At 49.5% G+C, this 24037-nt stretch carries 19 protein-coding genes; 9 read left to right on the top strand and 10 right to left on the bottom strand.

The window, feature by feature from the left end:
* Positions 1–8: 8 nt before the first annotated feature.
* Positions 9–2045: an FAD-dependent oxidoreductase gene (locus tag OLMES_RS08715; protein ID WP_087460908.1), complete on the bottom strand. Its 2037-nt coding sequence runs from the start codon at positions 2043–2045 to the stop codon at positions 9–11.
* A gap of 492 nt (positions 2046–2537) precedes the next feature.
* Between OLMES_RS08715 and OLMES_RS08710 the strand changes: the two genes are divergently transcribed.
* Entirely contained in the window at positions 2538–3170 is a 633-nt protein-coding gene (locus OLMES_RS08710) for a response regulator transcription factor (RefSeq protein ID WP_087460907.1), read from the top strand.
* On the opposite strand, the gene OLMES_RS08705 is transcribed toward OLMES_RS08710, so the two are convergent.
* Both OLMES_RS08705 and OLMES_RS08700 read right to left on the bottom strand, forming a co-directional pair.
* Positions 3167–4987 (bottom strand): ATP-binding response regulator, encoded by a 1821-nt coding sequence (locus OLMES_RS08705; RefSeq protein ID WP_087460906.1) that lies wholly within the window; start codon positions 4985–4987, stop codon positions 3167–3169. The two genes, OLMES_RS08710 and OLMES_RS08705, sit on opposite strands and share 4 nt — an antisense overlap.
* Positions 4984–5583 carry a TetR/AcrR family transcriptional regulator gene (locus OLMES_RS08700; RefSeq protein ID WP_087460905.1) on the bottom strand — a complete coding sequence of 200 codons (600 nt, stop codon included), beginning with the start codon at positions 5581–5583 and terminating at the stop codon, positions 4984–4986. Before OLMES_RS08700 ends, OLMES_RS08705 begins: the two co-directional genes overlap by 4 nt.
* A 315-nt stretch (positions 5584–5898) precedes the next feature.
* Between OLMES_RS08700 and OLMES_RS08695 the strand changes: the two genes are divergently transcribed.
* The 7 genes from OLMES_RS08695 to OLMES_RS08665 all read left to right on the top strand — a co-directional run bounded on the left by OLMES_RS08695 (position 5899) and on the right by OLMES_RS08665 (position 14633).
* A complete protein-coding gene (locus tag OLMES_RS08695; protein ID WP_087460904.1) occupies positions 5899–6780 on the top strand; it encodes an SDR family oxidoreductase in 882 nt (293 codons plus the stop codon).
* A 147-nt stretch (positions 6781–6927) separates the two neighbouring features.
* Entirely contained in the window at positions 6928–8556 is a 1629-nt protein-coding gene (locus tag OLMES_RS08690) for an acyl-CoA carboxylase subunit beta (protein WP_087460903.1), read from the top strand.
* Between the two features lie 66 nt (positions 8557–8622).
* Positions 8623–9783, top strand: a complete 1161-nt coding sequence (locus OLMES_RS08685; protein WP_087460902.1) for an acyl-CoA dehydrogenase family protein — start codon at positions 8623–8625, stop codon at positions 9781–9783.
* Positions 9784–9812: 29 nt separating this feature from the next.
* Positions 9813–10658, top strand: a complete 846-nt coding sequence (locus OLMES_RS08680; protein WP_087460901.1) for an enoyl-CoA hydratase/isomerase family protein — start codon at positions 9813–9815, stop codon at positions 10656–10658.
* Between the two features lie 74 nt (positions 10659–10732).
* A complete protein-coding gene (locus OLMES_RS08675) occupies positions 10733–12739 on the top strand; it encodes an acetyl-CoA carboxylase biotin carboxylase subunit (protein WP_269767748.1) in 2007 nt (668 codons plus the stop codon).
* Positions 12740–12871: 132 nt separating this feature from the next.
* Positions 12872–13732, top strand: a complete 861-nt coding sequence (locus OLMES_RS08670; protein WP_087460899.1) for an SDR family oxidoreductase — start codon at positions 12872–12874, stop codon at positions 13730–13732.
* Positions 13733–13835: 103 nt separating this feature from the next.
* The gene (locus OLMES_RS08665) at positions 13836–14633 is read left to right on the top strand and encodes a type 2 periplasmic-binding domain-containing protein (protein ID WP_087460898.1); all 798 of its coding nucleotides are present in this window, start codon (positions 13836–13838) and stop codon (positions 14631–14633) included.
* A 31-nt stretch (positions 14634–14664) separates the two neighbouring features.
* Here the strand turns inward: OLMES_RS08665 and OLMES_RS08660 are convergent, their stop codons facing one another.
* From OLMES_RS08660 to OLMES_RS08640, 5 genes are all read right to left on the bottom strand, one after another.
* The gene (locus tag OLMES_RS08660; RefSeq protein WP_087460897.1) at positions 14665–14862 is read right to left on the bottom strand and encodes a (2Fe-2S)-binding protein; all 198 of its coding nucleotides are present in this window, start codon (positions 14860–14862) and stop codon (positions 14665–14667) included.
* 132 nt (positions 14863–14994) lie between these two features.
* Positions 14995–16545 (bottom strand): methyl-accepting chemotaxis protein, encoded by a 1551-nt coding sequence (locus OLMES_RS08655; RefSeq protein WP_087460896.1) that lies wholly within the window; start codon positions 16543–16545, stop codon positions 14995–14997.
* Positions 16542–16994 (bottom strand): hypothetical protein, encoded by a 453-nt coding sequence (locus tag OLMES_RS08650; RefSeq protein ID WP_087460895.1) that lies wholly within the window; start codon positions 16992–16994, stop codon positions 16542–16544. The genes OLMES_RS08655 and OLMES_RS08650 overlap by 4 nt, the downstream gene beginning before the upstream one ends.
* Positions 16995–17054: 60 nt before the next feature.
* On the bottom strand, positions 17055–18833 hold the full coding sequence (locus OLMES_RS08645) for an ABC transporter substrate-binding protein (protein ID WP_198343275.1): 1779 nt from the start codon (positions 18831–18833) through the stop codon (positions 17055–17057).
* 474 nt (positions 18834–19307) lie between these two features.
* Positions 19308–20489 carry an alginate export family protein gene (locus OLMES_RS08640; RefSeq protein ID WP_087460894.1) on the bottom strand — a complete coding sequence of 394 codons (1182 nt, stop codon included), beginning with the start codon at positions 20487–20489 and terminating at the stop codon, positions 19308–19310.
* Positions 20490–20547: 58 nt separating this feature from the next.
* On the opposite strand from OLMES_RS08640, the gene OLMES_RS28815 reads away from it, so the two are divergent.
* Entirely contained in the window at positions 20548–20679 is a 132-nt protein-coding gene (locus OLMES_RS28815; RefSeq protein WP_269767747.1) for a hypothetical protein, read from the top strand.
* Positions 20680–20878: 199 nt separating this feature from the next.
* On the opposite strand, the gene OLMES_RS08635 is transcribed toward OLMES_RS28815, so the two are convergent.
* Positions 20879–21793 (bottom strand): GGDEF domain-containing protein, encoded by a 915-nt coding sequence (locus OLMES_RS08635; protein ID WP_087460893.1) that lies wholly within the window; start codon positions 21791–21793, stop codon positions 20879–20881.
* 104 nt (positions 21794–21897) lie between these two features.
* On the bottom strand, positions 21898–23904 hold the full coding sequence (locus tag OLMES_RS08630) for an HD family phosphohydrolase (RefSeq protein ID WP_198343274.1): 2007 nt from the start codon (positions 23902–23904) through the stop codon (positions 21898–21900).
* Positions 23905–24037 lie beyond the last annotated feature (133 nt).

The following is a 24037-nucleotide window of genomic DNA, read 5'->3' as shown; positions in this document are numbered from 1 at the left end:
TCGGGCCACTAGAAGTAATAAACACTGACAATGTGAACCAGGAGAAGAACGGGAAACGGCCACATAAACAGTATGTGTCCCCAGGTCCACCAGGACCGAAGGGTTTTGCCAAATCGGCTGCCGAATATCGACTCTTTTGCGATCACCACCGATGCCAGCGCGCCAGCAGCAATAACGGCGACAAAGTCGATCATGAGTAATTGATTCAGGTTGCTGCCGGATTGCAGGCCGGTATGCATGCCCAGCGTTAACACCATCAATACACCTAAAATGACATGCACTACGCGCCAACTGCTGAACGCCCATAGTTGTATGCGTTTGATGCGTTTACGCAGCGAAACAGTTAATGCCAATAGTGAGAGCCCCAAGAGGGTAAAGCCGGATATTTGTTTGTAGAGTCCGTCCGTCCACAATAGATCGATTGGCCAGGGATCCTGGACAGATTGCGAAAATGGCAGCGGGCCAATCAAAACCAGCGCCATCACGAAGCACAGGCTCAGGGCAGCAGCCGTTAGCAGCGAATACTGGCCCGGTGTTTTTACCGGCTCACCTGCTTCGCCATATAAACTGGCAACCAATGGCTGGCAAGAGCCACACACCGTTGACGCGCCCGTGGTCTCTTTAAGCTGCGCCAGTGAACACTGGGTTTGACCTTGCACCCGAACCAGTTCGCCTTTGGTGACGCCCCGGCAATTACAGATCAACGCATCATCCGGCCAGGTTCGGATATCCTGACTATCACCTGCGGGAAAGACATTCCCGGTTAGCAGGAAACGGACTTGCTGCCAGGGCAGCAATCGTTTCCGGTTAATCACCATCTCCTTCAGCCTTGGCGCATCACTCCAGTCTCCGACACCAATCGCCCCGACCAAATGCCCCTTTTTGAGAACCAGTTTTCGATAACTGGATTTCCGGGGTCGCTTATGAACAATCTGACGCTCGGCAAGACCTCGACTTTCCGCCTCAATCTGACCGGCACTGAAAACAGACTCCCCCACCACTTTTAATTCGGTTGCGGAAGTGGAGCCTAAATACGTTGCATGACCGCCGCTTAGCACCTCAGCGGCGATGGACGCCTGTTCAAATCCAGGCTGGACAATTCCGTAGGTTAAGCCTCGATGCTCTGCACATTCTCCAATGGCGAATATCGATTCATCTGTAGTGCGAAGATTGTCATCGACCACAATGCCTTGATTAACTTTTAACCATGCAGATCGAGCCAACTCAAGATTGGCTTTGATGCCCGCGCAGAATACGACCGTATCACAGGCAACCAGCTCACCATTGCGAAGCGTAACGCCTTCAACCGAACGGTCACCGACAATTGCTCTGACGCCATTTCCGACCAGAACCTCGATGCCCATTTCCGCGAGACGCTTTTGCAAAATGTGTGCACCGTCCTGATCCAATTGCCGATTCATCACAAAAGGGCCCTGTTGCACGACCGTCACTCGAGTTGAAGACCGACCAAGGGCCTTTGCCGCTTCCAAACCCAGCAAACCACCACCGACCACAAGACAATGCCGACTACGGGCACTGCGGGCGAGCAACGATGCGGTATCCCCCAGGCTCCGGAATGTGAACACCCCCTGAATTTCCCGACCGGATACATTCGGAACGAATGGACGAGACCCGGTCGCCAGAACCAGATGATCGTAAGAATGAGCTACTCCGGTCTCGTCGATAACCACCTTTTCTTCGCGGACAATTTTTTCAACACGGCAGTTGTAATGCTTTAAAATGCGGTTCTCTTGCGATTCTGGCAAGGTCAGCTCAATTTCTTCCAGAGAGACGTCACCCGACAATAAACAAGACAATTTCACTCTGTTATAGGGTGCCCAGGGTTCATCACCAAACAGCGTAATTTTGACATTCCGTTTTCGCTTCATCAGTTCTTCAACGAACCGGATTCCAACAGGCCCAGCCCCAACCACAATAACGTGAGGGGCTTCTTGCGTATCTTCAAACGCGACCTGCTCGGCACATTCAGATACCGGAATTAAATCCGGGCTGCTTACGGGGACAGCTTGAACCTTGGCATTCATCAATCGATCCACTTACGGGTTAATCTATCCAGCAAGTGGCAACAAGCATGCCAATTAATACCTAATAGGTGGTACACACTAGAGACTAACTAAAAACCACAAAAAAATTCATGGTTTATCAACACCTTAAATACGACACCCGATTTAAATCCCGAATAGCCAGCAACGCGACCCAACCTTAAAAGGCACCAGAAGCGCTCAGGAGAACCAACCTACACCAAAATTACGCACTCGCCCTTTCTGCCTGCGCACCACATTCGCACAGAGGCAAATTTAATTATCACCAATTTGAGGCAAGAGGGATTACGACCCGATGGGGCAGACAACCAAACGGGAAATTAGTCTCAACAAAAATGTACAAATCAGTGTAAAATTGCCTTAACGCACACTCAAAATTCGACAATCAAGACTGAGTTTGCCAAATAAATACCAGGGTCGCTTTCGCCAGCCCCTGAATTTAATAAAACAAAAACAAAGAGTCCGAAAATTAACGTGTACGCTGAACTCACCTGTTTGCTGATTGATGACCATCCATTGTTCATGGAAGGGCTGACACTGGCGCTATCCCGCTATATTCCCGCAGAAAACCTGCTCACCTGTTCAGATTCTGAACAAGCGTTGAACTTGCTGATCAAGCATCCTGAAATTGACCTCGTGCTTCTGGATTTGAATCTGCCGGGACAAGGTGGCTTGAGTTTGCTGCAGGAGATTCGAAAGCGGCGACTGCCTGTCCCCGTTGTGATTCTGTCTGCATCGGAGGATTCAGCTGACGTGCATGCTGCCATTGTTGCGGGTGCCAGTGGCTTTATCAATAAAGCCTCGGGCTCGGCGAGTATCATGGAAAATGTGGTTAAAGTGTTGAATGGTGACATCTGTACGCCGGCTTTTTATCACCGGGTTGACCATAATGCGGTGCAAGCCAACCTTCAGGAATTGAATATCACGCCCCGTCAGCTCGAAGTATTGAAACTGTTAGCGGCTGGCATGCCAAACAAAAGAATCTGCACCACTCTGGGACTGACTGAACATACCGTAAAAAGCCATCTCAAAGCACTGTTTACGGTTCTGGAAGTGCATAACAGAACGGAGTGTGTCACCGTAGCCAATCGACTGGGCCTGGTTTAGCTGATAGCATCCGAAATTATCAGCCGCAATTTGCCGGGCAAAACAGGCTTTCCGATCACAGTGAGTTCCGGTAAAGCGAAGTTTTGCTCGATAATGTCCGCATCTGCAGACATCAATATCGCCGGACAGCACTGCCCGGTCAGCTCCCGGATACAACAAATTGCGGTATAGCCGGTGTGCGGGGCATCCAGAGTATCCGGCACATTAACTTCGCGTCCCTCCAGATGATAATCAGAGATGATTAAATCAAGCTCCTGAAACGGGTCGGCATTATCATCCAGGACTTGGGACAGGTTACTATAGGCCAGAACATCAAAACCCCATCCCTCAAGTAAAGTGACCATCGAGAATCGGGCCTTTTCATCATCTTCCAGCAGTAACACCCGGCTACTATTCTTAATCAAATGCGCCTGCGGGGTATACCGGGGTTCTGGTTGTGTAATTGGCGCATCAGTGCGATCGAAACTCAGCGAAAATGTGCAACCGCCGTCAACAGTGGTAAACAGAGTCATTTCCAATTCCAGCAATTCACTGAGCTGTTTTACAATAGCCAGCCCGAGGCCAAGCCCCTTGGACTCACCTGCAGCTACGGTCCCTTGCTGGAACTCTTCAAACAAGCGTTGCTGTTCTGACTCGGGTATCCCTTTACCATTATCGATAATGCGTAATTTAACCTGGCTCTGTTCAACCGCATTCTGCTGCAACTCAACCACAACCCGATCGCCCCCGCTGTGCTTGAGTGCATTAACCAGCAGGTTACGCACAATACGCTCGACTAGAACCGGGTCAGAATAGACCCAGCACGGTTCATCCAATTCGCTCTTGAACACTAATCTGATATCCCGACTCAGGGCATCGGGCAACAAGTCGGAACGAATTCGCTCACTTAACTCACCTAAATCAAATCGCTCCCCATGCACCGTCACCACACCAAAGTTCAAGCGGGAGATATCCAGCAACGAGGTGATCAGGTACCCGAGATGAAAAGCAGATTCTTTTACTTGGGATATCACAGGCCACAATTCTTCAGAGGCTTTGGTTTCAAGGTTTTCGATTAACAGATGCATGGCGTGCAAGGGTTGCCGGAGGTCATGGCTCGCGGAGGCAATAAAGCGGGATTTGCTTTCACTATCCTGCTCTGCCTTTTGCCGGGCAATATCCAGCAAGACACGATTCAGAAACAAACTACGTTGCCCTTTCTCCAGCAGATACACACCTACGGTTCCGATCAAATTCGCTGTCGCCATAAAGAAAACATCAAATTTGAGTTGATCCAGTGGATAGCTGGTGAAACTTTCACAAATCACATAAACGGGAATCAATGCCCAGGAGGAAAGAACGATATGCCAAAACGGCAGGCCCAACAAAAAGTAGCCTCCCATTAACATCAGCAACAAACCGTCATAGGGCATCATAATCCCTTTGAGTTGGGAAACCATGATCATCACGGCCATGCCCCCGCACACCAGACTGTAGGTGAGCGTGTAGACTGAAACGAATCGTCGTTCAGGCCAATTCTGATAACTGCCCCAAATACTGTAGGCAACTGCTGGGCAGACCAGTAGCAGCCGAAAACTAATGGTCACCACCGAAAGGTTTGCCGGAAAAAGCAGGTAATCCATCACACTGTAAAGCACAAAAATGAGGATAACGCTAAAACCAACGGGCCGGGTTCGCTTGCGCATTTCACGATAGCGCCACTCACGAAACGCAGATTCGATAGCCGGAGAAAATTTTAACCAGGGAAAGCCATTTCGAAGTTGCTCTGCAACTTCGGTTTCATCCAGATCAACAAAACTTAGGGGCTTGAGGCTCATTTAATCGCCAATAAAAGTGCCTGCTCGGCAAGTTCTTCCAGAGAGAGTCCTCCTTTCGGATTGAACCAGGTAGTGGTCCAGCTCAAGGCTCCTGTTAAAAAGCGTCTTAAAATAAACGTGTCTGCCTCGATATAGCCATCCTGCTTTGCTTCTTCCAGGGATGTGATCCACAACTGTTCGTAAACGTCCCGCAATGCCAGAATTCGCTTTTGGTTCTCTTCAGACAGGCTGCGCCATTCGTAAACCAGAACCGTCATTGCTTCGCCGGTATCACCGGTAATTGACTCCAGCTCGCAACGAATCAGGGCGAGCACTTTATCTCGAGAGGTCTTACATTCATCCAGAGCAAGGCGCATACGTGCGGTGTTGAAGAGAATCGTCTCCTCCATCACGGCACGCAATATCTCTTCTTTCGATTTGAAGTGATGAAAGATGCTGCCACTTTGAATTCCAACCGACTTTGCCAAATCGCGCACCGTGGTTCGTTCATAGCCTTTTTCTTTGAAAAGGTGGGCAGCCTTGCTTAACAGTCGTCCACGCGCGGACTCAGGGTCTGTGACGGTACCTTGCTCGATCAGTTGATTTAGTGCTTTCATTCGTTTTAATGACTTTCCTTTGGTCGGAGGGCAACAGTGTCGATTCAAACTCATTCGGTCTTCAATTAAACCACAACCGATTATTCTATCGGAAATATTCGTTTTTGAAATCTTACTGTAATTTACATCCGCCAACGCTTACCGAGGCGGAAACTCCCATAAATGATTCCCCTTCGTCATTTTCCGGGTAGCAAAAACAGGAAAATTCAATTCAGGTGCTTTTTATAGATTAAATTACAAATTGGCTCTTTACAAACCAAGCGCTTGCTTGGTACCTTTTACGGCATACTCATAATCAGAACAGGATTTTTCGGCATGCCCTACGATTCAGTTTTCAAACCCGACCTTTTCGCCAATCAAACCATTATTGTCACCGGTGGCGGAAGTGGTATTGGCCGATGCACGGCACATGAACTGGCTCACTTGGGAGCCCATACCGTCCTCATCGGACGCAAGCTGGAAAAACTGCAAGCTGTCGCCGCAGAACTTGAAGAAGACGGGTTCAAATGTGACTACTTCAGCTGTGATATCCGGGATGAAGATTCGGTTAAAGACGTCATCAAAACGATTGTCGAGCGGCGCGGCGCGATTCATGGGCTGGTGAATAACGCCGGTGGTCAGTTTCCCTCCCCCTTGAACAGTATCAATAAAAAAGGCTGGGATGCCGTGGTGGCGACCAATCTGACCGGTGGATTTCTATTTGCACGGGAAGCGTTCAACCAAAGTATGAGCAAAACCGGTGGCTCGATCGTCAATATCGTCGCAGACATGTGGGGCGGCATGCCCGGCATGGGGCACTCCGGTGCAGCACGCGCCGGAATGGTCAATTTCACCCAGACCGCTGCAGTGGAATGGGGTTGCGCTGGTGTTCGAGTCAATGCCGTTGCGCCAGGCTGGATTGCATCCAGCGGGATGGACAGTTATCCACCCCATATTAAATCCTGGCTGCAATCTCTCCCGGATGCCGTGCCCATTAAACGTATGGGTCTTGAAGCCGAAGTCAGCTCGGCAATCTGTTTCCTGTTGAGTGATGCGGCTGCTTTCATCAGCGGCACTACCGTTCGCATCGATGGTGCAGCCTCTCAAGGCACACGGGTATGGCCGTTACCCAAAGCGAAGAATGTTACCACTTATAACGGTTTCCACCGCGCTGAAACACCGAATGTGCTGAAAGAAAAAAAGTCGGAACAAGAGTGACTGGCAAAACAGCTTCCCAGATCGCAACAACGGTTTTCCAAGACTAATTCTACAACTACATTCAGCCCGATACGGCCCACATTCAATCCTTAAAGTCCATTGAATGTGGGGCAATAAATAGATAATGACAAATTGGTGGGATGCGTTATGCCCGTATTTGAATCACAAATAAACACCAACAGTTCCGAGTTTGCAGCGAATTGTGAAGCCATGCAGGCCAGCATCGACGAATTCAGAAATATCGAAGCAAAAACCATCGCGAAGGCAGAAGAAGCCAAAGAAAAATTTGTAAGCCGGGGCAAACTACTTCCTCGCGAACGACTCGCCCATTTGCTGGATCGGGGATCTGATTTCATCGAAATCTGCTCATTGGCGGGCTATAAAATGCATGATGATCGCGATGGCTCCATGTCCGGTGGCGGTGTCATTGCCGGTATCGGGACAGTCAGCGGTGTCCGATGCATGATAGCGATCAGTAACAGCGCCATCAAAGGCGGAACCATTTCACCCGCCGGGCTGGATAAATCCCTTCGACTACAGGCCATTGCCAGCGAAAACAAACTACCGGTTATCAGCCTGGCAGAGAGCGGCGGAGCAAATCTCAACTATGCTACTGATATCTTTGTAGCAGGTGCTCGGGGTTTTGCGAATCAGGCGCGAATGTCTGCCGCAGGTATCCCCCAGATTACGGTTGTCCATGGTAACGCGACGGCAGGGGGAGCGTATCAACCCGGTCTGTCCGATTACGTGGTCGTGGTGCGTAATAAAGCCAAGATGTTTCTGGCAGGCCCACCGTTATTAAAAGCCGCTACCGGTGAGATTGCCACAGATGAAGAACTCGGAGGGGCAGAAATGCATGCCCAACAACCCGGAACCGCAGAGTACCTGGCAGAAGACGATGCGGACGGTATTCGCATTGCCCGGGAAATCATGGCAATGATTCCCTGGAATCAGAACCTGCCGCGACAACCTCGGGAAGCCCGGTCATCAGACTGGAAAGCCCCGCTCTACCCGGCGAGCGATCTACTGGGACTGGTCCCGGCTGATGCCAAGAAACCCTACGATGTACGCGAGATTCTGGCCCGCTTGGCGGACGGCTCCGAAATTCTCGATTTTAAAAATGAGTATGACAATCAAACGGTCTGCTGTTTTATCAAAATACAGAATCACAGCCTCGGTGTAATTGGCAATAACGGCCCAATTACTGCCGCGGGCGCAACCAAGGCCGCTCAATTTATACAGCTTTGTAATCAATCCGGTGCACCGCTTCTCTTCCTGCACAACACAACCGGCTTTATGGTCGGCACCGAGGCAGAGCAACAAGGCATTATCAAGCATGGTTCGAAAATGATCCAGGCTGTTGCCAATGCCCAGGTACCTCGCTTGACCATGGTCGTAGGCGGCTCTTATGGCGCAGGGAACTACGCCATGTGTGGACGAGGGCTGGACCCCCGTTTCATCTTCGCCTGGCCAAACAGCAAAACCGCGGTCATGGGTGGCGCTCAGGCAGGAAAAGTTTTACGTATTGTAACTGAAGAAAAGCACGCCAAGATGGGCCAGACACCAGACCCGAAAATGCTCGAAACCATCGAAAAAGCGACCGCAGAAAAACTCGACAAAGGATCAACCGCACTATTCGGAACGGCCCGCTTATGGGATGACGGGCTTATCGACCCACGTGACTCACGAATTTTACTCGCACAATTGCTTGATATCTGCGCCGAAGCCAAGCAGAGAAACTTGAATCCCAGTACCTTTGGAGTCGCCCGTTTCTGACCTTTTTGTTTCGAGACCTAAACACATCACCTCCGATGAACGATAAACAGAAAAAGAGATAAGACCATGCTATTCACCCAAGAACACAATGCATTGCGCCGCACCGTAAGACAATTTGTCGACAACGAAATAAACCCCAATGTAGAAGCGTGGGAAAAAGAAGGTGAGTTCCCGATTCGCGAGATTTTCCAGAAAATGGGCAAGCTGGGCTTACTCGGGATCAGTAAACCGGAAGCATACGGAGGTATGGGCCTGGACTACAGTTATAACCTGGTGGCCGCTGAGGAACTGGGTACTGCACTTTGTGGTGGCGTACCTTTGTCAATTGGGGTGCAGACAGACATGTGCACACCCGCACTGGCCCGATTCGGGGATGATGACCTTAAAAAGGAATTCCTGGCACCCGCAATTGCAGGTGAGCTCGTAGGTTGTATCGGGGTCAGTGAACCTGGCGCTGGCAGCGATGTAGCAGGCTTGAAAACAAGCGCCCGCAAAGACGGTGATGACTACCTGATCTCCGGCACAAAAATGTGGATCACCAACGCGCCAAAAGCGGATTTTATGTGCTTGCTGGCCAATACCAGCGATGATAAAGCCCACAAAAACAAGTCCCTGATCGTCGTCCCGATGGACAGCCCCGGTATTGAAATTGCACCCCGCTTGAACAAGCTGGGTATGCGTTCTTCCGAAACAGCGCAGGTATTTTTCGATGATGTCCGTGTTCCTCAACGGCACAGAATCGGTGGTGAGGGTATGGGCTTCATGATGCAAATGATTCAATTCCAGGAGGAGCGCATGTGGGCTGCAGCCAACATGGTAAAAGCGTTGGAAAATTGCGTCACCGAAACCATCCAGTACTGTCGGGAGCGGGAGACCTTTGGTCAACCACTGATCGACAATCAAGTCATACACTTCCGTTTTGCTGAACTGCAAACTGAAATTGAAGCGCTTCGAGCGTTGATTTATCAGGCTTGTGAAGACTATATCAATGGCAAAGACGCCACTCGCCTCGCCTCAATGGCGAAACTCAAAGCAGGTCGATTGGGACGGGAAGTTACCGACGGCTGTCTGCAATATTGGGGCGGTATGGGCTTTATGTGGGACAGCACAATCTCCCGCGCTTACCGGGATGTGCGACTGGCCTCTATCGGCGGCGGCGCAGATGAAATCATGTTGGGCATTATCTGCAAATTGATGGGCATTCTGCCAGGTAAGAAGAAAAGCTAATCAAACACGTTTAACAGGTAATATTTCACATGAGCACGACAGACATCAGTCACGATAACAGCGTCTTCGACAATTTAAATACCCTGCAGGCAAGCTTGGAGCAAGGTGTTTTGCACATTACGCTGAACCGGCCCAAAGCCCGAAACGCCATGAGCCTGGAAATGGTCAAGGAACTTTCCACCCTGTTTGCCACAGCGGAGCAACGCCCCGACCTTCGCGCTATCGTCCTGCGCGGCGCAGCAGGACATTTCTGTGCCGGAGGCGATATCAAAGACATGGCTTCTGCGCGCGGGAGCAGCCCCAAGAGGGATGACGGGACTGAAGATCCTTTCTTCACGCTGAATCGGGCCTTTGGTCGAATGTTATGTCAGGTGCAGTCTGCTCGACAGGTTGTTGTCGTTATCACGGAAGGTGCGACATTGGGGGGAGGCTTCGGTCTGGCCTGTGTGTCAGACGTGGCGATTACGGCTGCAGATGCGCAATTTGGACTCCCCGAAACGGGCCTGGGCCTGCCGCCTGCCCAGATCGCCCCTTTTGTCGTAAAACGTATAGGCTTGACCCAGGCAAGACGTCTGGCACTGCTCGGTGCCCGGTTTGATGGCCAGGAAGCCCAGCGACTGGGAATTGCTCACTATGTCTGTGCGTCAGATCAAGAGATTGCAGAAACGTTGACAACAGTATTATCACAAATCAAGCGTTGTGCCCCCGATGCCAATGCAATGACCAAAATGCTGCTGTTAAACACCCTGGAATCCCCTTTGGAGTCGGTTCTTGATCTGGGTGCAGAGCAGTTTGCTCAGGCGGCACGCAGTCCGGAAGCCACCGAAGGTGCAATGGCATTTATTCAGAAGCGCCAGCCTAAATGGGCCGAATAAGGTGCTGAATTGCCGGTTGAACGCTCAGAAAACGGCACGTTTAATCGTCCAGATTATCGCTAAAGGAAATTCCAATGTTTGAAAAAGTACTGGTCGCCAACCGTGGTGAAATTGCATTGCGTGTTATCAAATCCATTCAATCATCCGGTTTCACCGCAGTTGCCGTTTTCAGCGATGCTGATCGCAATGCACTGCATGTACAAGCGGCAGATGAAGCGGTGTACATCGGTCCAGCCAACGTTGCCGACTCCTATTTAAATATCGACCGCATACTGGATGCAGCCCGAAAAACCGGTGCCGACGCAATTCATCCGGGCTACGGCTTTCTCTCCGAAAATGCCGAGTTTGCGAAACAGTGCCAGGCGCAAAACATCAAGTTTATTGGCCCGTCTCCGGCTGCGATCGAACTGATGGGGAATAAACGGGCCGCGAAAGTCGCGATGCTCGAGGCGGATGTCCCCTGTGTTCCAGGTTATGAGGGGCAGGATCAAAGCGATGAAAATCTGACTCGGGAAGCACAACGAATCGGCTTTCCACTCATGATCAAAGCCTCTGCCGGAGGTGGTGGTCGGGGTATGCGTCTGGTGAACTCGGCAGATGAACTGATTCCGATGCTGAAAACAGCGCGATCAGAAGCACGCAATGCATTTGGTGATGATGATTTAATTCTCGAGAGAGCAATTATTTCACCACGACATATCGAAATTCAGGTTATTGCAGACCAACATGGCAATACCCTGTACCTCAACGAGCGGGATTGCTCCATACAACGTCGCCATCAAAAAGTCGTCGAAGAAGCACCCTCTCCGTTCGTCGATTCAGACTTACGCCGAAAAATGGGTGAAGCTGCGGTTCGCGTTGCCAAATCCTGCCAATATGAAGGTGCAGGCACGGTCGAGTTTCTGGTGGACGAGCACAAGAATTTTTACTTTCTGGAAATGAATACGCGCCTGCAGGTGGAGCACCCGGTTACCGAGTTAATTACCGGGCTGGATTTGGTCGCACTGCAACTGGATATTGCTCTGGGTCTGACATTACCGTTGGCTCAAAATGAAGTTGCCCTGAACGGCCACGCCATTGAGGTTCGTTTATATGCAGAAGACCCCAGTCAGAATTTCATGCCTCAAACCGGGGAAATCTGCAGCTGGATGCCTCTGGAAGGTGAAGGAATCCGGATCGATTGCGGAATAGCCCAGTCAGATCATGTCAGTCCACACTATGATCCCATGCTGGCGAAATTGATTACCTGGGGTAAAAATCGGGAAGAGGCGCGACGCAGACTGCTGCGGACCGTTCAACAAACACGTTTATTAGGTGTAACACATAACCTGCAGTTTCTGGGAGAGCTGTTGGCCCACCCTGAATTTGCAAAAGGAAATGCAACGACTGCATTCATCAATGAACATGAATCCGAGCTTGTGTCCTTGCATGAAAGAACACCCGACGAAATCAGCCTTGGTCTTGCCGCGATTATCCTCAATCTGCAACACACTCACGCATCTGGCGCTTTACCTCAGGAACGTTATGGCAGCATTCCTGAACTGTTCCGATTCACCCGTTCTGGAGGCGGGCAAGAACCTGCACATCAACTTGCGATTCGGTACACCCCTGAGGGTTATGAGGTAAAACACCAAAATCCGGTTGTCGAGGGTTCCGAACAACAGCCTGATACCTCAGAGATTACGGGACTGAAAGTCGTCTCATTGGGTAGCGATTATCTGGACTTCATACACAATGACGTTCGTAAACGATGCCACTACAACCTGGATGGACAATCGATCTGGCTCCACCTTGATGGCGTGACACAGCGCTATTCCGAAATCAGTTATGCCCCTCCTGTCACAGCGAACGGTGCCGGAAGTGGAAAAATTCAAGCGCCGATGGACGGAGCGGTTGTAGATGTACAAGTTAAACCGGGGGATACGGTCAGCCGTGGACAGCTACTTGTCGTGATTGAAGCGATGAAGATGGAGCACCCAATCAAAGCTGATGTTGATGGCGTGGTCTCGGAGTGCGACCTCAGCATCGGACAACAGGTAAAATCCAAGCAGGTTCTAATCACGATCAATAAAGCCGAATAACCCTTAACTTAAAACCTAAAAACCTAAAAACCTAAAAACCATGCAAAATGGCCGGCATCGACCAAGCGTCAGAAAGACAAAACAATAGAAAAGTAGAAGACACAAATCAACACGCCCTGAGGTGGCAACAACATGAATTCGGAATTATCCAATAGCCCAGTGCAAACGGAGAGTTTGAAAGGAAAGACTTGCTTCATCACCGGTGCAAGTCGGGGAATCGGGCGAGAAATTGCGCTAAAGCTCGCTGCTGAGGGAGCCAATCTGGTGCTCGCAGCGAAGTCTGCGGAGCCTCACCCCAAATTACCCGGTACAATCTTCAGTGTCGCAGAAGAGGTGACTCGCGCAGGAGGACAGGCACTGCCACTGCAACTCAATGTGCAAGACGAAGCGCAAATAAAAGAATGCATTGATCAAGCGGCAGATCACTTTGGCAGCCTCGATATTCTGATCAACAACGCGGGAGCGATCAAATTGCAAGGTGTAGAGAAGCTGCCGGTGAAACGGTTTGATCTGATGTACCAGGTCAATACCCGCGCTGTTATGGCCGCATCCCAGGCAGCACTGCCCTGGCTCAAAGCATCTGGGCATGCTCATATTCTCAACTTGTCACCACCACTCAACCTTGACCCCGCGTGGTTCGCAAACTATGCCCCTTACACCATTACCAAGTATGGTATGTCCATGCTGACAATCGGGATGGCCAAGGAGTTTAAGAAGTTCAATATTTCAGTAAATTCGCTGTGGCCCAAAACGATCATTGCAACCGCGGCAGTTGAATTTGAGGCTGGCAATCCGGCGTTAATGAAAGGCGCCCGTACCCCGGCGATTATGGCGGACGCAGCCATTCGCCTGCTCTCGACGATTCCGGGAGCCATAAGCGGTCAAACATTAGTGGATGAAGACTGGCTACGAAGTTGCGGACAAGACAATTTCGACGCGTATAAAAATGATCCGGACTATACTGGCAAACTGTTTCCCGATCTTTATGTCTGAGTAGATTTTCGACTTCCTGTTATTTTTCAATCAGGGAGTCGAACTCAGCGAAGGATTGATCTAAAATTCGGGGGCGAGCCAACAGGAGCAGGATGGTTTAACCTTGAAACGACAACAATCAGTATTCATTGCGGGATTGCTGAGCTGTTTCATCAGCGGTGTCGCAGCCATTGAGTCAACAGTCCCTCGCCCCTCCCTGAGCTCATCATCCACTCATGTTCTGTACATCCATTCACCGGATTTTCCACCGTATCAAACAACCGAGCCAGCCCCCCGAGGACTGATGTCCCGATTTGGCATCACTGTGGCGACATTATTGGGGGGTGAAGTTTCGCTGTTTTACAGAAGTACGGAAACATCGGTATTGGCACCTGAAAAGGCGTCTGAAGCAGATGGAGCATGCTACCTTACAGGCTATTTTCAACCCGACCCGAGCTTTCCGCTCCAATCGGTCGAGCTTCATATTTCAAGTGATGTACTGGTTACGCGAAAAGATGAACGGACGATTAAACACTACAGTGGCCTGACCAACAAAGTTATTGGTGCCCTGGAGAAGACCCCGCAAAACCCGATTCTTCAAGACTTCGCGCATTCCGGTTTGGTTGAGCTCCCTGTCTTTAGTAGTACGCAGGGTATGATAACGGCATTACGAGATGGCACGCTCGACGGTTTTCGTTTGGATCAGTTTCGCATCACGCCGATGATGCACAACGAGTTTTCAATCCAGCCCATCACCCTGAATCACTACCACTTTCAATGTGCCCTTAAAAGTAGCGAGGCCAACCAGAAACAATTGCGTCGCCTGAACAAAGCTTTTCAGGTTCTGCAACGCTCCGGCAAACTTGAGCGCACATTAGACGACTATCGAACTGAGTTTTATCGAGCCAATCCACAAAGGTGAAAAGTACTGGAAATCATCGCTGTGCCAGATTTTATGCAGCGCAATACGCCAGATCTACTGAAGCATTGCCGTTCAACTCATCGACGAAGTTGCGCGCATAATCTTCACATTGACCACAGCAGCTCGCGACGCCGAGCATTTCCTGAACCGCATCGAAACTATGATTACCACTTTCAACGGCTTGGCGAATTTCTTTGGAAGTTACCTGATTGCAAATACATACGAACATAAGTCTGCCCTCATTTGATAGGCAGGATATTAAACCCAATGATAATGATTTGCAATTAGTTTATGTAAAATTTGTTTAACAATTGAGCTGAATCAACATAAGTTGGAAATCAGTAGAGCGATGCAACCCGCCCTACACTTTGAACTGATGCACTAAATCTCGCATCTGATCCACCATCTGCTTTACATCCAGGGAGGCTTTTAGCGCGGCTTGGGCATCATGGGATGTTTGCTCCGACAAGTCATTGATATGTGTTACATTGCGGTTGATGTCCTCCGCAACGGACGCCTGCTCCTCTGAAGCTGTTGCAATCTGGGCATTCATACGGAATACGTCCTCAACGGCCTTATTCACAGACTCCAGCTGCTGGTCAACGATATTCGCAAAGTCGACACTTTCACTTGCGAGCGACTGGCTGTTTTTCATCACATCCACCGCTGCGTGTGAGCGCGATTGAAGCCCCTCAATGACCGTTTGAATTTCCGTAGTAGACTGTTGGGTTTTTTGCGCCAGCGTTCTTACCTCATCGGCAACGACTGCAAACCCTCGCCCCTGCTCTCCTGCTCTTGCCGCTTCTATTGCAGCATTCAGGGCAAGCAGGTTTGTCTGCTCAGCAATACCCCGTATGACATTCAAGATACTGCCGACAGCTTCACTTTCATCGGCGAGCGCACTGACTGCGGAGCTGGCTTCAACAATATCCGACGAAAGACGCTCAATTGACGTTTTGTTGTTTGTTACCGCTGTTTGGCTTTGCTTCACACTGGCATTCGCATCATTCGTGGCTTGTTCAGCACTCGATGCGTTTTGCGCGACCTCCTGAAATGACGCGGTCATCTCATACAGCGCCGTCGCAATCTGGGAACTGCCGCTTTGCTGTTCAGCAGTAGCATGACTGGTTTTATTGGACAGGGACTCGAGATGCAGGGCCGCAGCGGACAAGTTTTCTGAAATACTGATCGTCGCAGAAATAATATCTCTGATCTTGCCAACAAAATTGTTGAAATAACGCCCCATAAATGCGATTTCGTCATTGCCATTGACCGGAAGCGTGGCGGTCAGGTCACCATCACCGGTTGAAATCTGCTTCATACGCTGACCCGCCTGAACGATGGGTTTGACGACAGTGGCCAGACAAAACAGGGTGGCACATATTGCAATAATCACCCCGAGGACAATCGAGATAATAACAGTGCTGTATACATTTTGTTTGGTAACTCGGGCTTGCTCCGTCTCACTGACCACAACATCCCCGATATTCTCTACAAACTGGCTGATCTGCGTTAAGGTATCAACTTTGATTTGGTCATAGTCCTTACGAACCTGGCGGTAGGCTTGGAAATCAACAATCAACTGGTCAAAAAAGACTTTATGCTGCTCAATTGAACTGGTTAACAGCTCCGAATAGGTCTTCCCTTCAAATTTGCCGCTGCGAATACTTGCATTGGTCAACTCCAGATCGGACAGTTCATAGGATTCATCGGACAAATCCTCCCATGCGGACTCCATTTCAGCCAACATGGTTTCTTGATCATCCCCACCTAAAAACCGCTGCATGTAATAAAATCGGGTTTGCAGAGCAAGTTTGGTTTTGAAAAAGTAGGTCACTAAATCAAACTTGTCCCCTTGATCAACATTCGGCAAACGGTAGATGTTGTTCGAATAGAATTCCAGTACCTTCATGAACTCTTGAACTCGGCTAATTGCGTAAACGCGCCATTTCGGCTATTCGCAAAGGCCTTGTGGCTTCCAATCAGCTTATCAACAGACTGCTCATAGCGTTGATACATGCCTTTGATATCCGCCATTTGTTGATCGGTTGCAATCCCCGCATTCAACACTTTCTCAAGGCTCTGCTCTGATGCTGCGACGGCTTCACGCAGGCTACTACGCTGGGTATCGGAAACAGCCACCACGCCTGCAGTCACTTCTTCCGTAATTGTCGCCTGTTTCTGAACCGACGATATTAACTGCGATGCGGCGTCCCCCGAGGGCCAGGCGCTGTTGGCAAAATAGTCAATCGAGTCCCCCAGCTTGACCGCCCCCGAAAACCCCATCAGCCCTGCTATCAACAGCATGAGTGTGATAAGGAAAAAACCGCCACCAATCTTAATGCCAACTGTCAATCTCATTACATCAACCTCAAAATCTTACTGCTGGAGGCCCCTGCAGAGGCCTCCATGTTTATTCCATTACATCGCTCGTCCAGCTTTCCAGGCTTCCAGCAATTTGTCATATGGAACGGTCTGAGGTGTTGGTTTCTCGTTATCCAGTTTCGCTTTTGGCGCCCCGGGTTGTGCGAGCCAATAATCTGCGCCCTTCACATCCTTACGGGCTGCCATTTTAGGTTCGCAGGTTTTCTGAATACCGGATTTCTGAATATCGCGAAGCACTCTGTCCTGAGCCTTCGCGAGGGCATCCATCGCATACTGAGGGGACTTGGCACCTGAAGATGCATCACCGATATGCTGCCACCAAAGCGGCGCAAGTTTCGGATAGTCCGGTACGTTGTTGCCGGTTGGCGTCCAGGATTTACGTGCGGGTGGCCGGTAAAACTCCACCAATCCACCCAAGCGTGGTGCTGCCTCGGTCATGGCGTCAGACTGAAGGTCTGACTCTCGAATCGGCGTCAATCCGGTTAACGTTTTCTTCAACGAAACGGTTTTCGAGACAACAAACTGAGCATACAACCAAGCCGCTTTTCGACGATCCAGCGGGGTACTTTGCAACAATGTCCAGGCACCGGTGTCCTGGTATCCCAGTTTCATGCCTTCTTCCCAATATGCACCATGGGGTGAAGGTGCCATACGCCATTTTGGCGTGCCATCGTCATTAACCACAGGCAAACCGGTTTCAGTCATTGCAGAAGTAAATGCGGTATACCAGAACATTTGTTGCGCGATATTACCATTCTTGGGAATTGCGCCTGCCTCACCGAAATTCATCTCTCGGGATCCCGGGGGCGTAAATTTATCCAGCCACTCGATATATTTGCTTACAGCGTAAACGGCGGCAGGACCATTAGTGGCACCCCCCCGCTCAACTGAGGAACCTACCGGATGACAATCCTCTACCCGAATCCCCCACTCATCAACCGGACTTCCATTGGGTAAACCTTTATCCCCGGCCCCGGCCATTGACAGCCAAGCGTCGGTGAAACGCCATCCCAGCGAGGGATCTTTTTTTCCATAGTCCATATGGCCATAGACTTTCACGCCATCAATTTCACCCACTTTTTCGGTGAAAAACTCGGCAATATCATGATACGCGGACCAGTTTACCGGCACCCCCAGCTCATACCCGTATTCCGCTTTGAACTTGGCACGAATATCCTCTCGCTGGAACCAGTCATAACGGAACCAGTAAAGGTTCGCGAACTGCTGATCCGGTAACTGGTATAACTTGCCATCCATACCCGTGGTAAAATCGAGCCCAATAAAATCATTCAGATCCAAGGTTGGCAAAGTTACATCTTTGCCTTCACCACTCATGAAATCTGTCAGCGGGACCACCTGGCCGTAGCGTGCATGGGTACCGATCAAATCCGAATCATTGACATAGGCATCATAAAGCGATTCACCGGTATACATTTGCTTTTCCAGTGTCCGGACAACGTCCCCTTCCGGGATCATCTCATGGGTAATCTTGATGCCGGTAATCTCGGAGAACGCCTTTGCCAGCGTCCCGGATTCGTACTCATGGGTGGCAATAATCTCGGACAAGACCTTGATTTCCATTCCCTTGAAAGGCTCTGCGGCCTTGATAAACCACTCCATTTCCTGCATTTGTGCTGATTTGGATAGTGTGGACGGCTGAAACTCGCTATCCACCCATTTTCGTGCCGCAGCTGTATCAGCTTGTGCACTCAAGCTAACCGCAAACCCCGTCGCTGCAACAGAAATCGAAACCACACTGCTCAATATCGCTTTTTTATATGCCTTGTAGTTACGATTTGATCGCAATCTGTTCATTCGCTACCTCTGAGAATTATTTTTATTAGGTAAAAAAAAGCCATGAGCAGCGCGCTGCCATGGCTTCCCAGCTTACATTAGTCCTGAAATTTAACGACTTATAAAAGATTAGCAGTAAATCCCAAAATTGTGCACGTCTTCCAGTATGAATTCTGTAACACAGAATCAATTAGACTTTTGTATTATTGTGACATTTGTACCATTTTATCTGCACGGCCCCTAATAGCTTCAATAACTTAAGAGGCAAAACAAGTCAATAATGGTGGAATACCGTTCAAACGATCAAACGCGGCCTCTTGCAAGTTACCGCACGAGATAGGTAGATAGGAGCGACGCTGCACCGGGATCAACGATAAAAAAACCGGAAGACGATTGGGTCTGTTCTATCATTCCGGAACAGCGTCGCAGGCGGGTTGCCATTGATGCAACACCAAGCTGCATCAAAGACAAAAAACGTACATCAAAATCCTGTGCTTAGAAGTTGGCAGCCAGCTGTAACCAGACTTTGGTTGTATCTGTTGCGTGATCATCAGCGTTATAAGCAGCGACTTTTACAAGCGCTTTATAGTGCTTGGCAAACCCTTGTGCGACCACAAGATCAATTTCATCACCATAATTTGCGCCACCTTCGTTAGCATCAAACTGATGATAGGTTACCGCGATCTTGGGGCCCACCAGCTTGGTCGATACCGTCAAATACAAGTCTTCGAGACCCGCTGCAGGCGTGCCGAGGAATTTATCCGCCCAACCATTAAACTTGTGCTTGGTTCCCAGATTAGTCTGGAAGCCCGCTTTACCATCATCAGAGCCCAATACTTCATAACCCAGTTTGGCGGTTATCCCGGCAACCGAAGCCCCGAGAACGCCATGAAAATAGTCTGCATCATAGTCGGCTGCACCATCACCTTCCTGCATTGCATACTCAAGTTCATAAGATAACCCGACATCACCCGCTTTGGTCTTGCCGGTCAGCCTGACGCCAAAAGTATCGTTAATATCTTCCAACAAGTAGCCGTAAACGCTGACATTCGCCAGAGCAATTGATTTATTGGCTAAATGAAGGAGTTGATGATTCTCACCATCAATATCATTCTGAGTTATGGTGTTAATATTATAAATATTAGACAGTGTAATCGTCGTATCGGGTAGCGACTTGTTGATCAATGTAAATCCATCATAAGTCTGTTCATTATTTCTCCAGGCCACCCCCCCGACAAAACGCTGGTTATCCAGGTTTATGCGCTGTCTACCGAAACGTAATGTGGTGTCCGCCGGAGCGGCATAATTAACATAAGCCTGGTTAATCTCGGTGTAAGTTGGATCTGCAATAACGGCATATTGAGTGCGCGAAGGATTACCACTTAAATCGTTGTAGCGGTCTTCTCCAACGACAGTATTGTTATCGAACTCCAGTACACCACTAAGACCATGATAATCTTTGGTTTTATAGGTCAATCGTGTTTTCAAGGTAGACGCCCGACCTTCCTTGGGCCCATCCTGATCTACAAACTCGTACCGATAGCGCAAGCTTAAATCAACATCTCCACCGACAAATACATCAGCTAACGAAGATGCTTCCTCCGCCATCGAGGTAGCAGAAATCGAAGCCAATGCCATAGCCAGCAAGCTTGGAGAAAATAGGCGTTTATTGCTCATACAACACTCCTACTGAGTAGTCTTTAATGGATTTAATATTAATAATTAGGTATGCAATATGAGCTATAGCAAAGGGCAGGCCAACTTTCTAGAATTAGCTAAAAATCACTATTACGGTGCATTTTTTGGTTGTTCCGGGTTAACAAAAATAATAGCTCACCAAAATGGAACTTCAAAAAATATCAAATGACCCACTTATGGGCGACGACAAAAACTTTTATGCACTGCAAATGAGGCAATATTTACGCAAAATGCGCGTTTGCGATGCAACACTTTCAACATTCCAGATCAAAATTAGAACAAAAGCAGACTATATGGGAGAAAAAACGGGTTCCCCGAGAATAAAACAACGGTATCGCCTATTTGACGAAAAAGGGGAATTACGGATCTCACCCATTCAGGGTGGTCATCACCTCATCCAGTCGCAGCAGGGTCTCAGAGAAATGAACATCACTGGCACGCCCCTCCGTCACGCCGACCACGACCTCGGCATCCTTGGGTATGTTATCCGCACGACTCATTAGCCCCCTGAGCCGATCAACAACCTCTTGAGCCTGTGCTTCGGTTGTTTCGGGCATCAACACTGCAAACTGGTCGGGTTGGTAACGACCAATGACATCCTGTGCCCGAAACTCCCCCCGAACCAACTCAGCGAGAACCGGTACCCAATGTTCCAGGCGATTCAGCTGGCTCTCCATTTCGTTCCAGGAGAGCTCGCCGTGCGCTCCTTCTCGTTCCCGGATTTCTACGGCCAACATGGCAAAAGGGGAACCATAGCGCTGTAATCTCAAGCATTCTCTTTCAACCTGCTCAAACAGGTATCGACGATTATATACGCCGGTTTCCGGATCGGTCTGTTGCTCCAGGAGATTGAGGTCATCACCGTCGATATAGGGCTTTCCTGTGCTGCCCACAGTACCGACTTGATCAACTGGACTACTGCGCCGCGCTTCGACCAGCAAGCATTGGGTTACGACCCCCTTCTTAAAGGCCAAGGGCTTGACCACAAAGTCAATCTGGCAGTGCGTTTCATCGAGCCCAAGAAATCCGAGTTGCGCCAGTGCTGATTTTTTTGACTCAACAACCTGCTGAACGCAATTCATTAATTCTTTGCGATCGGCAGGGGAAAACAAAAACGCCAGCGTTTCTCCGGCGGATTCATTTCGAGCTGCTGACACCCATTGAGCAAAAGTTTCATTTGAATAAAGGACGGATGGAGAATGCTGCAAATCACCCCCTAACACCCAGACACACAAATCCAAAGCATCGACAACGCGGTCAAACTCTATACTGCTGTAATCCATATTCTCTACTCAAAGCCAGGAAATACTTTCCTTTAAGACTAGCTCGTTTTCGACGAGTGTGTTTTTTTAATAGATTATCAGGACGGCACCAGGCTCTGTTGAGCCTAGTGCTCCATTAAATCGAAATCACACACATGGTGATGAAAGTCTCCGGCAGGCGCAGTCGAACGCTGATACTCCTTGCCTTCGATGACCTTATCGACCCCCGCATCAATGAACAACCGCACTAGTTCACCGTCGAGCATCCCGCGCTGTGCCTCAGACTCGAGGATGTTAAACGCGACATTCTTAGGTACTGCCGGTTTGTAAGGGCGATCCGACGCGGTCAAAGCGTCATAGATGTCGCAAATCGTCATAATCTTTGAAGGTAAGGGAATATCCGTTGCGCCCAGCCCCTTAGGGTATCCACTGCCGTCAAGTTTCTCGTGATGGGCTGCGGCGATATCGGGAATATCTGCCAGATCAGAAGTCCAGGGAATCAAGCGCAGAAAACTCTCGGTATGGGTTACATGGGATTGGATTTCCAACCGCTCGGCTTCGGTCAAACTCCCCCGCTCTACAGAAAGTGCCAAAAACTGAGACTCCGAAATCAGGGGCTGAAAATCGCCTTCAGAATTCAGGGCAGGAAACTGGCTGATTTCTCTCAAGTGCTCGAAATACCCTTCCGGCAAAATGGTCGGTTCATTAGCATTCTTTATACGCGCAAAAAACTCACTCAAACGCATACTATCCTGCTCTGCCTGTTGCAGTATCGAGACCAATGCCTCTTCAGGTGCGCCATTGCGAACCATGTTCAAAGACTGCTCTGCTGCTCTGCGTTTGATAAATTCCTGCGTGAGCCTCACCCGGTATCGGATGACTTCAAACTGATGACTGGTCAGTTTTTTGGGTTTCACCAGCACCGATTCGCGCACTCCGACTTTACCAAAATCATGCAGCAACGCAGCATAGCGCAATGACGTAAGATCCCGCTTGGTGAACTGATAATCCCGTATCTCTGGAACGATCGAATGCGGACTGACTTCCGCCAGACGAAGACTCAGATCTGCAACCCGAAAAGAGTGCCCGCTTGTCGTGGGGTCCCGTTGCTCTATTGCGGCAACTGATGCCTGCACGAAACCATCAAACAGTTTCTTGATGTTTTCAATCAGCATTTTGTTATCGATCGCAATCGCGGATTGACTGGCCAGCGCTCGCAATAACACCATACCGGCTTCATCAAAGGGAATTGCATATTGCAATGCCGCCTCAGGCGTATCCAGTTTTACACCAGGCTCAGAAGTCCGGTTGATGAACTGCAACACCCCAATGACTTCACCATTATAGTTTTTCATCGGGATGGCCAGAATGGAACCCGTCCGGTACCCCATTTGCTGATCAAACTGATGATTCACTTGATAAGGCTCCGCCACATCGATGGCATAGCTATCCGGTATATGCAGCTCCGTGCCGTGGGAAGCGACATAACCCGCTATCGAGCTATCATTCAACTCAAAACGCACCTCCCGGAACGGACACTCGATTGATGCATTCTGGGTGAGCTTGAACACCATCTGGGGGTTGTCAGGGTCTGATTTATCAACCAGATACAGCGATGCAGCGTCACAGCACGCCAACTTTCGACCTTCCGACAATATTCGATTCAATAGCGTGGCCAAATTACGCTCAGCGGAGAGCGCAATGCTGATATCGGCGAGCATTGCTAACTGCGTATCAGTCTGACCATTTGCCGCGCTGGCCTGGGTCAAATCTCGCTGCAGTCGGGCCTGCGTACGGAGCTCACTGGATCTGATCAACGCCAGTTCAATGTTTTTCAATGTGGGTCGAGACTTGAAATCTCTGGGACAAAAAAAGTCAGCTTCGGCGTCGATATGATCTTCGCACCCCACCAACACCCCACTCGGCAATTTCTTCCGCCAATTCTCGGGGAACGTACTCAACAGTCCACTATCCAGTAGCAACAAGGCAGGCTGGATTTTGATTACTTCCTCCAGTTGATGGATTAACACACAATTTATCTGTTTTTCGAGTAGTTTTTGTCGACAAGCAGACTTCGAAAAACCCTCTCCATGGGCGATGACATACTGTTCTTCACCGTCTAAAGTCGCCACGGTTTTTTGCCTCATTCGAAATTTATTGATAGACGGATTAGCTCTAACGCAGAGAGAAATCAGTCGTATTCACTCCCCTTGTTTTAAGTTTTATGATGGTGGAGATACCTAAAGCATAGCGCAATTATGCTCT

Source organism: Oleiphilus messinensis, assembly GCF_002162375.1.
Taxonomy (GTDB): Bacteria; Pseudomonadota; Gammaproteobacteria; order Pseudomonadales; family Oleiphilaceae; genus Oleiphilus; species Oleiphilus messinensis.
The sequence above is the reverse complement of the archived record's forward strand: the minus strand, read 5'-3'. Positions and strand labels throughout refer to the sequence as shown.